This is a genomic window from Shewanella surugensis (assembly GCF_023284005.1).
Classification (GTDB): Bacteria; Pseudomonadota; Gammaproteobacteria; order Enterobacterales; family Shewanellaceae; genus Shewanella; species Shewanella surugensis.
In genome coordinates this window covers 1-10,382 of sequence record NZ_JAKIKS010000155.1, presented here as the reverse complement: position 1 = coordinate 10,382, position 10,382 = coordinate 1, and the positions used below count along the sequence as shown (strand labels likewise).

General features: G+C 40.1%; 7 protein-coding genes and 1 pseudogene. 2 read left to right on the top strand and 6 right to left on the bottom strand.

Features of this window, described 5'->3' with window-relative positions; translation table 11 throughout:
- Positions 1–114 precede the first annotated feature (114 nt).
- Positions 115–759: pseudogene (locus L2764_RS23770) on the top strand (IS6 family transposase).
- On the opposite strand, the gene L2764_RS23765 reads toward L2764_RS23770, so the two are convergent.
- From L2764_RS23765 to L2764_RS23745, 5 genes are read right to left on the bottom strand one after another with little or no spacing between them, the layout of a single operon-like run.
- Complete coding sequence (locus tag L2764_RS23765) at positions 748–2,052, bottom strand: MFS transporter (RefSeq protein WP_283107150.1); 1,305 nt, start codon at positions 2,050–2,052, stop codon at positions 748–750. The pseudogene L2764_RS23770 and the gene L2764_RS23765 sit on opposite strands and share 12 nt — an antisense overlap.
- The gene (locus tag L2764_RS23760) at positions 2,049–3,146 is read right to left on the bottom strand and encodes a M14-type cytosolic carboxypeptidase (RefSeq protein ID WP_248942837.1); all 1,098 of its coding nucleotides are present in this window, start codon (positions 3,144–3,146) and stop codon (positions 2,049–2,051) included. Before L2764_RS23760 ends, L2764_RS23765 begins: the two co-directional genes overlap by 4 nt.
- Entirely contained in the window at positions 3,136–5,460 is a 2,325-nt protein-coding gene (locus tag L2764_RS23755) for a hypothetical protein (protein ID WP_248942835.1), read from the bottom strand. Before L2764_RS23755 ends, L2764_RS23760 begins: the two co-directional genes overlap by 11 nt.
- Position 5,461: 1 nt before the next feature.
- Positions 5,462–6,508 carry an alanine racemase gene (locus L2764_RS23750; protein WP_248942833.1) on the bottom strand — a complete coding sequence of 349 codons (1,047 nt, stop codon included), beginning with the start codon at positions 6,506–6,508 and terminating at the stop codon, positions 5,462–5,464.
- Positions 6,496–7,635: a fatty acid desaturase gene (locus tag L2764_RS23745; RefSeq protein ID WP_248942831.1), complete on the bottom strand. Its 1,140-nt coding sequence runs from the start codon at positions 7,633–7,635 to the stop codon at positions 6,496–6,498. The genes L2764_RS23750 and L2764_RS23745 overlap by 13 nt, the downstream gene beginning before the upstream one ends.
- A 951-nt stretch (positions 7,636–8,586) precedes the next feature.
- Here L2764_RS23745 and L2764_RS23740 point away from each other — a divergent pair.
- A complete protein-coding gene (locus L2764_RS23740) occupies positions 8,587–9,459 on the top strand; it encodes a hypothetical protein (protein ID WP_248942830.1) in 873 nt (290 codons plus the stop codon).
- A gap of 269 nt (positions 9,460–9,728) precedes the next feature.
- On the opposite strand, the gene L2764_RS23735 is transcribed toward L2764_RS23740, so the two are convergent.
- A partial coding sequence (locus tag L2764_RS23735; RefSeq protein ID WP_248942828.1) for a group II intron maturase-specific domain-containing protein occupies positions 9,729–10,382 on the bottom strand: 654 nt, incomplete at its 5' end.

The following is a 10,382-nucleotide window of genomic DNA, read 5'->3' as shown; positions in this document are numbered from 1 at the left end:
ATTTTTAGTCATTGCGATGTTCCTTTTGTTAATTGTTGATCGGCCAAGATCAATTAACAGGTTACATCGCAATGCTTTATCCTCATACACCAGAAACGACTATAGCTCATCATCATGCAGGCGCTGCGTTACTACTTGGCTTATAAACATTAGTTATCGTGAAATTGAGGAGATCTTTGCTGAACGTAATATCCATTTTGATCACTCAACCCTGAACCGTTGGGTTATCAAATATGCGCCGCAACTTGACGCTAATTTCAGAACCAAAAAACGTCAAACGCTCGGTTCATGGCGTATGGACGAGACCTACATCAAGGTTAAAGGCCAATGGGTGTACTATTATCGCGCCGTTGATAAAAAAGGTGATATTGTGTTTATTTGAGTGAAAAGCGTGATGAAGCCGCTGCACTGCGGTTTCTTAACAAAGCGATTGATCATAATGGTCTACCACATCGGGTGGTTATCGATCAAAGTGGGGCCAATATCGCTGCACTTGACGCCCTTAATATTCGGTTGTGGTTAATGGGATGTATGCTGTTAATGATTGAGGTACTCGACGTCAAATACCTCAACAACATAGTGGAGCAAAGTCACCGTAAAGTGAAAGGTAAAATGCATCAATGCTTAGGTTGGCAGTCTTGGCTTGGCGCTGAAGCAACATTATCGGGTGTAGATGTTTGGTCAATGATTAAGCAAGGACAGATAAAAACGGAGAGTAACATGACACCCTGGGAGCAGTTTTATGCTTTAGCGGGATAGTTCTATCTGAGGGACTGTACGCGCTTCATTTATAGCGATGTTATCTGAGTTTGCGACAGAACCGTCAACTTTGCGACAGAACCCAGTTAAGTCAATCTTCATAAATAACAGGCAAGCCACAAGAGTTAGCACCAACAAAGTCACGAAATAACCGAAGGTGCTATTGGCCATAATAGCAGATCCCACCACCGGCCCTACGGCTTTACCGATGTAACAGACCATATAATAGGCTGAATTATAAGACAGGTTTTTTTGGCTGCAACCTTGAGAAAAAACCTTGGCATACAAAGGGGTAACACCCAAAACAAAAATTTCACCAATAGACCATATGACAACAGACATCACGATAATCATCGTCATATTACCCAACGTAACCATCCAAATCCCCAAAAATACCAGCACGACACTGAGCATTGACAGCAGATTTTTCGAATATTTTCTCTCTAACAGCGGGCTGATAAATTGTAGGGTAAAGATGATGACGGTGCTGAGGATCATATATTGGCTAAACTGCTTTGCTGAAACACCCGCATAATTTTGTAGGTAAACCGGGTAAGCTGAAATGGTTTGAAAGAAAATGATGTAAGTGATCAGCGTTGCCAACAACCATTTTGAGATGTTACGATCTTTTATCGCTTTGTTCGGTAAAATAAAACTCTTCGAATGTATTTTAGCGGCATCGCTATCGCCTGCTTTTTTGCCTAGTCTCGACACTTGTAACAGGCCAAAACAAAAAAAAATCAGCGCGACACTATAAAACAACACAGCAGGTGAATCAATAAGCAGGCTTATCAGCACAAAGGCTATGCTGGAACCGAAATTAAGCATGACCCTTCTCAGGAAGTTGGCAATCGCTGCATTTTCAACACTGATGGTGTTAGTTAACAGCGCGGCATTGATCGGCGAAAACAATCCGAGACAAATGCCTGTCAAAAATCCAAACAGTGAAAACAAAAACACACTTTGTGCGTATAAACCGATACCGACAAACAAAAACACCAAACACAACAGCAGCAACATGTTGGCCGCTCTTAAGCTGCATAAGGTGTCAATTTTCAATCGCAGTAATAGCTTTTGCACCACAAAACAATAGAATGACGCAAACATCGATCCCAGCAATTGCCCAATCGTTGCACTGACCAGCACAACAGACGACATATAAAGATCAAAATTATAAATGTCATGGGCAATGATCTGAAAAAGTGCCAATAACGCTATCCCAAACGAAAAAACAATCAGGGACAGGTAATCTATAAAATATTCTTTAAAAAGGTGGTAGCTTTGCTTTATCATAAAGTACTGTAATTGTCGGCCAGTTGTTTCATAATATTAAAGCCTAACAGGCTCGCCTTGGCAAAATAGTCCATCGGCTTTTCGCTTACCACCGAGCTTTTTTGGAATTGACATGCCGTTTCAATCGTCATACACAGACAGTCATATTTATAATTCACAAAGTGCCTGCCGATAGATATATCACGATTCTCAACTGGGTTATCCCGGATCTCAAGTCCACCTAGTGCGGTTAAACGAGTGACAAAAGCATCGGCTTCAGACGTTTTATTGATATTTCCATCAATGTTCACGTATGGCTCGACAATTCTTTCATCGCCGTGAATATCAATAAACAAATCTGGTGGAAAGTCTTCCATGCATCGTTTGATGAACGACAATTCAGGACATTTTTTGTTGTCATCCAGCAACCATCCCCGGTTAAGATCCACACCTTCAGTGTTGGTTCTGTGCATGCCATATTGAACGCCATCAGGATTGGCATTATGGACAATGTGCATATTGTACTTGCCCAATAAAACGGCCATTGTATCGGAATGCTTGTCCATATACTCAGCCACACCTTCCATAAATGGTCCTGTATTGCTTTCACCCGAATGTTGTCTGGAAATTATCCACACGTTGTTTTTGACATTGGCACTGTCGCAACCATAGCTGAAAATCTCAACATTGTTGCCTTTTACCGTTGCTTCGAGCTGATGTGAAAACAGATATTTCAACGATGAATACATCGCCGACAATACCTTGTGTTGGGCCAGGGTATAAGGAATAAAATAACCCAGCTGTAATTTCTGCGCCGCCTTGACACAATGGATCACAATGGTGCCATTGGGTAAAAGTTCAGTATTTAACGCCTCCCATTCACCCCCATCATATGAACCGACCGCGACAAAAGATTTCCAAGCCTCAGGGTAAGATGCATTGAATACCCCATCAATTTCAACACTAAAGGGCGTTTCATAAATATCGCTAATATCACAGAGAAACCACTGATAGTCTTTTTGATTAGAGTCTTTGTTGATTTGGGCATAAATGACATTGTCAGCGATGTCCTTTACGTTGAAGTTGCCTGCTTCGATAGTTGAATCAATCTTCATGACGTACACTCTCTTCTTGTGTTGTATACAACTGGGTATTTTTTAGGATTAAAAAATCCCGGTATAACTGCGCTTGATCTTCATTCCACATCACAATACTGATGGCTATATCGGATATTTTATTGACCTGGGTATCGATGAATTGGCCCACCTCAATTTTTGAGATAATGCTATATTCACTCTCTACATGGGGTTCAACGATTTGCGTAACAACGCCATTTTTAAGCGGATAGCTGGCAAAACATGCAAATTTTTTCAAATTTGCAGCAAACTCATAAGCCGGATACATTGATAATTTCAAATGTTCTTCACGTATCTTGATACCAAAGCATTTCTCATGTAATTCAGGTACTAATGCACCGGAAGGCCTTGCCGCAATTTCAAGAAAAACCAGTTCCCCATTTTTTCTTTCAAACACTTCAAGGTGTGTCATGCCGTTTTTGGGCGGTTTAATCACATCCAGAACGTGTTGGTTATACTCTCTCAGTTTTTTAGACATATCTGAGTCTGGGGCCAACATGCAACTGCCCAACGGTTTTCCTTCAATAAATTCATAACAAGGATACATGTACTCAAAAACCTGGACAAAAATAAGCGTTTCATTCTGTACAAAAGAATCGATGTGGTACAATTTGCCTGATACAAATTCATCAAACTCAAAATCCATATCACTGATGTAATGTTTGACAGATATAAAGTCAGCAAAAGTTTTGACCCTTTTAGTGCCTATACTGCTGTACTTATCGATGGGTTTGGCGAAAAACCCGAGCCCTAACTCGGCTACCGTATCCTGATATAATTGTTTAAAATCAACTGTTAGATGGTCAGATTTAGGGGCTGAAATATAATTTGGCACCACAAATTCATGTTTTACCAGGTCTTTCATAATGAGCTTGTTGTTATAGCGCATCATGTCGTCTGTGGTTAAATGGTAATGGACACCGAGGCGTCCACAAGTTGTTACGGCAGCTTCTGCACTGGTCACAAAATCAAACTCGGAAATGTTGAATTCGTGGATGTATTCATCCACGACCTTGATAATTTCATTGAAATCAGGTTCTTCATCGGCCATCGAAAAAACGGCATTAAAATGATACTGACGGTAATCTTCAGATGAAGTATCACTGCTGTTATGGTAAAGCACCAAAACCACATCATTGCCACAGATGTTAAGCTGTGAGTAGTCAATTTTTTTGTTGAACCTGGCATCCTGTACCATAAAAATGGTGTTTTGTGTCTGCATTTTATGCCTTTCGATAGCGGCTGAAAAATACGCCCTTGCATTTAACCAGGGGGTATCACACTGCCCTTGTAGCAACCGATTTAAATGGGGCAGAAAACTTTTGGAAAACGCCGAACTGCTTGCCTTGGGGATCAGGGAAGGCAGGTTGTCGATGGCGACAATATGCAAAACCGCATCACCCGTTTTGACCACATGTGCCGGTTTTTCGAAAGTCGACGTCGTGTCATATAACTTAATCGGATTGTTGTTGTTGGTTTCACAGCCAATATCAACAATCAGGCGAAGCTTTTGATCGGGGTTGAGTGACGTTTTATCAATAAAGGTACCGGTAGTATTGGAAGCACTGACACAATTGAAAACGATATCATAATCAACCATAGTCGCAAGCGTTTGCGCACAACCTGTTTCGTGTCTGCCCCAAACCTCATAATCAATGGCAAAAGCATCCAGATATTGACGTACCCCTTCACCGCATCTGCCGTTACCAATGAGTAAAATATTTTTTTGATCAAATGCCGACTGATGTATAACGTCTTTCACCAACCTACTGTCGTCAAGAAAGTTGTCCAGACATAAAGGCAGTTTGGCGATTTTTCCAAGCTGAATATCTTGATAAACCAAGATGCCGACCAATGCACCGGCAATGCCTGCATGTTTGCCAAACGCGGCAATACGCTCGCCTTGCGCATCGGTTAAAAACTCCAGGTCAAAATGAGTGCCTTTGTCGGATACAAACCGGTCAAGTAGTTTCCTGACTGTTTTTTTTTCATAAAAGTTACGTTCATTGTTATAGGCATGAGCAAAATAAATATGTTTATGTCCTAACCCTGGTTCGTCTTCAATATGTTTCAAACCAAGAATAAAGGCGTTGTCCGGTGCAGTATGCCAGCTATCTGCAGCGACAATCCGGCATCCGCTTCGCAGGTAAGCCTCGTCATCAATCGCCCTGTTAGACGAAGATTCAACCACCACCTCATGTCCCTGGGTTATCAAAAACTCAGTGTGCTCTGGTATAATAGGCACCCTTTGCTCATTAGCTTTTTTTTCCGTTCTTATCCATAACAAAGCCATATCAATACATTATTTTCTTTACATTTATCGAGTGTGAAGCAGTCAAAAAAGCAGCATATTGTTGTTCGAATGTCACTCGGTCCCCAATATTGTACTCTGTCGGAGCATCGGTAATATCATAAACCGTACAGTTTGAATTCACCGAAATCAGCTTAAATCCTGGGGGGGGAGTCAACTTCTCTGGAGTTGTATGAATAGAGCCAAAATTGAAAATCACTCTTTTTCGCCTACCCGATGACTGCCGATTTTGCATTCTTTCACCTAGCGCATTGTTAAACACATCCTGAGACTGGGGGATTTCTTTAAATCCGACATCAACCACCTCAGCTTCAAAAACGGTGGTATTTTCCAGATATTTGCTTTTTCTGTTAATGGCCGGAATATTGCCTAAAAATAAGGCCTCACCAATCCTGATCTCATTGATAAATGCAGGTAAAGGTTCGGATTCCAGTATTGACAGCACCGCAGAACCACCGACGGACACCGTATTGAAGTGTACACCTGTTTTTTCGCTGGCGTCCTTAGCGACTCCAGCAAACTGCTGCAGATTTTCAATCGTTGGCATAAGCCCGCTGCAACAAGCATAATTGGTGGTAACCCCTTCAATTTTAATATTTTTATTATTCAGTTTTTTTATTGCTGAAATAAATTCAACCAGTGTGTGTGGCTGTATGCCTTCTCTGCAGTCACCCATATCCACCGAAATAATGATTTTATGAGTGATACTCTGCTTCAAGGCTTCTTGTGCCACTTTTTTAATTGAGTGCATGTTACTATGATAGCTAACACTGACATGCTGGATCATATTGCCATATTCCTCAAGTCCGACTTGAGCAATCAAAGTCGTACCTGCACCATAATTTGATGCAGCATTTGCTATGGCAATGTTGTCAATATTCGCTGATTGTAACAGAAAGCCGACAACTTCGGCACAGTGTTCAACGCCCTTTACTACCACTTGCAGCCGGAGGTTTCTCAAATCGCACAATCTATTCAAGTAGTCGATGTTATTGATAATTGATTTTTTATTGAAAGTCAAAGTTGGCATGATGACTCTGCCTTATTACTGGTAACTGAAACCATGGTTTCTTTTAATTCTGAAAGCGCTGAAGGTTTATCTTTTCCGGGAAAGAAAAGATTGACGCTCTCATTATTTGCATACTCAGCAATATTGTTTCTTAGCATGGTATCAACTTGCGGCAAATAGTTCCATCTGACTGTAGGGTGCAATGAATGTGCAAGATGGTATGAGTCACCAATCGGAAAAATATTGTGCTTGATGATGAATCCAGTAATGCCTTCGAATTTTGTTGGTCTGCCCAGGATCATTTCTCGCTCATGGTAAGGGACGTTATCGGTACAATCTGTATACCAGCGATGTAATGCAATGTGGGCAATCCAATAAAACAATGGATACGTAATAAATACTGGCACGATGTATAGAAATATCATTTCATAATACAGGCCAAAGTAACTGAATAGAGTTACGATCACTGCGACTGAAGCAAATCTTAAAGGACTACCGTTAAGCACAACAGATACACATTCCCTAAATCTTTGAATCAAACCTTTTGGTGTCAATGGAAAAAGTACACCCAGTACAAACTGTGTATTGGTAAGACCCGGTTTAAAACCGACATCCGTCATCTCTATCAAATCAGGGTCATAAGGCATAGCAATCGCTTTGTGATGCGTTTTTACATGGGTTGTGCGACGTTGTTTTGCATTCATCATGAAAGCCGGATATTGAAAAAGTATATCGGTAAGTAACATACTCAATTTTCTGTCCGGCATAAGCGCCCCATGAATGGCCTGATGGCCAATTTCTTGGAGACTTCTGAACCTGCCGGTAACAAAAAGAACCAGCAACAATTGAGCCACCATCAGGTCTGTCATGCTGAACAACAACACAGAAATAATTATATACAAGTAAGTCCATATAAACGGAAATACCCCAATCAGGTTGTTCAATTTTATGTTTTTTTGCTTTTCGACACCCAATCGGGAAAATTTCTTTCGCAGATCTGAATATGAAAAGTTGGTTTCGGAAGTGTTTTTTTGTTCGAAGGTTACTTTTGATTTTGATGGTAAATGATGAAAATGGTCTATTATTTGCAATAATAAGGCGATTAGCAGCAATGTTAAGATAACATAAAACAAAGGTTGAACACTCATACTAATATCCCTTTACTTCTGGAGTTGTTATGTAATTCTCTATTCTGGTCAAGTACAACCGGGCATCTATTTTTGTAGCTTTTCATAGTTGATCTCAACAGTCTTAGCGATTCTAACGGAAATAGTGATCGATCCGTTATAAATCTAGGGGGCAGATTCCCTAAGATACAACTAGGGGGTTTACCCATGATTCCACTTATTCCAATTATTCCAATTATTAACATCTACCCATACTGACCAAATGTCTTGCTCTAATGCTTGTGTGGAAACAGTACAGCTAGTTTCAAATACCTTTGTTTTTGACATCGTTATATCCTTTTATTTTGGGCCTAGCTTGATTACTTATTTAAATCTATACCAAATATGTTTACAGCAAGTCCCTTAGAACATGTTAATCATATGAAATTATGGAATAAATAATTTTAAAAATAAATATGACTTTAATCGTAAGATATAAACCATTAGATAAAGGAGGAAGGATAGGTCGTGCGTAACCTTGATTTTATCTCCAAGTGTTGAACCTACCAGCGATGAAAAAGCCTTATCACTGGTAGCATTCATCACCAAAATCCAATGTTAAAACACCAGACATCCTACCAACTCAAACCTAATATTTACCAAGTTGAATGATAGCGAGGAAGATATGCTGAAGAGCATATGGCATTCATGGCTAATCAAAGATTATGTTGTAAATAAAGGTGTCTCTGCTGATAACAAAAGCGCCCCAAGTAGCTTGAGTTATATTCAATCTACATTAGCCAATACTATGGAATAGTCACGCACTGGCCTAATAACACCCTCCCCCTTCATTTACTAAGAGTGGTGTTATTGAGCCACTCAATGATAAAGATATAGTCGTAATAAAGACCACTAGTGGTCTAATACCGCATGTTATAGGCAACTGAAGACTGCTTATAACAACTACTAATGAAAATCTAGAAGGTTTAATATATGTACGAAGAAGTAAGGAAACAAAAAGAGAAAAAGACTGCGTTAGGCGTAAAATCACATATTCAAAAAATTAAACCTGCAGACAGAAGGAGCGAGTCAGCTCTATCTGGCCTCTCCCCGAATACGAGAGATCAACTTCAATTAAAACTAGGTGATGCTTACAAAGCTCCCTGTGTGGTCCAACGGGTTTTAGGAAACAGGGGGATCGATGCGCAGGGTAAATTAGTCACAGAAGAAGGAAAACCTTCTATAAAATATCAGGTGACGGACACTAAAGAAGTAAGACCAGGAGAGTGGGAATATAAATTAGACTATGTAGATATCCCTTTATCGAAAGGGTGGGTTAAAGACACCAGTCCATTCAATTTCCATGATGAAACAGATATTGTGCTTAAAGAGGGACAGGTGATTATAACTGATAATAATTTGCAAAAAGCTGTCTCAAATCCTGGGACACCGATTGGGGAGTCTGGATATTTTTTCGAAATAAATAATAAAGAAATCCGCCTTAAATCAAAAAATGAGCCCGCTTTGAATCTCGTACTCAAACATCAACCTCTTGAAGTCATATATAAAAATCAAACAACACAGAAAGAAACCAAATACGATACCACGGCCGTTGACAGTCTAATTACTTCGCCGTACGAGAAGAATGGGCTAGGAACATTACTAGTTGGAGCCTTTTTCATACAAGAAAAAATGAAGAAAACTAAATACCTATCCCTTTCTTCGGCTAATACAGCACCGAATTTTTGGCATCACTATGGTCTGGATGAACGAAAGGCGACGGATATTAACTCTAAGCAGTTTAACATCAAGCCAATCATGATAGTGTATGATCCGCCGCGAGAACTAAATAAAAGTGAACAATAAGAACTACGGCTCTTGTTTTTTGCCTAAGCCCATAACAAAACCTAAAAATCATTAAAACGCTTTTTAGCCCAATTGATATAAGAGATGGGCTGACTTAACAATTCCCCCATTAAGTGAGCCTATTAACAGAATAGATAATTACCCTCAAGTGCCGCCCCTCTAAGAACCGTACGTGCAACTTTCACTGCATACGGCTCAAGCCTCCACTAAGGCATCATATGACACCCAGCAACCTACAAAGCATTTAGGACAGGTTCGAACCATGAGTTTCAACTTTTCCTATTCTGTTTTCGCTTATAGAAATAATCAGCAAATTCAGGATTATAAGGTGTTGCCGAACGTCTGATTTTTACGTGCCTTTTTATTGGCGTTCCAGCGATTTGAACCAGATTAAATTGGCTATCCATGTTCGCTATTTTCTGCCAGCCGTGAAACTGCCATTGGCCTTTACGATTCAGAAAATATTTATGAGCGACCCACCGTTTACCTTTGGTAGGGTGGCGCCTAACAGCCCATCGCCAGAGTGTCTGGAATATTTGATGGCTAACATAGGAGAAAGTGCGTTTGGCTACACAGTGGCTGTAGTAATTAGCCCAACCCCGCAGTTTAGGATTCATCATTTTGATAAGCTCATTAACTGCGGTGGATGCCTTTTTCCTGATGAGAGCTCGTATATTCTTTAAGAATAATAGAACGTTGGTTTTGCTCGGTTTAATGAGTAGTTTGTCTTTGTATTTTCTAAGGTTAAAGCCTAAAAAATCAAAGCCATCATTAATATGAATAACCTGCGTTTTCTCTTCAGACAGTGTTAGTCCTCTTTCTTCTAAGAAGTTAGCTATCAGCGGTTTTATTTCGTTTTCAAGTACTTCCTTTGAATATCCTGTGACGACGAAATCATCTGCGTACCCTATAAAGTTGACTCT

Coding starts and splice junctions, on each gene's coding strand:
- L2764_RS23765 (WP_283107150.1), bottom strand. CDS start 2,052: ATGATAAAGCAAAGCTACCACCTTTTTAAAGAATATTTTATAGATTAC.
- L2764_RS23745 (WP_248942831.1), bottom strand. CDS start 7,635: ATGAGTGTTCAACCTTTGTTTTATGTTATCTTAACATTGCTGCTAATC.
- L2764_RS23750 (WP_248942833.1), bottom strand. CDS start 6,508: ATGCCAACTTTGACTTTCAATAAAAAATCAATTATCAATAACATCGAC.
- L2764_RS23755 (WP_248942835.1), bottom strand. CDS start 5,460: ATGGCTTTGTTATGGATAAGAACGGAAAAAAAAGCTAATGAGCAAAGG.
- L2764_RS23740 (WP_248942830.1), top strand. CDS start 8,587: ATGTACGAAGAAGTAAGGAAACAAAAAGAGAAAAAGACTGCGTTAGGC.
- L2764_RS23760 (WP_248942837.1), bottom strand. CDS start 3,146: ATGAAGATTGATTCAACTATCGAAGCAGGCAACTTCAACGTAAAGGAC.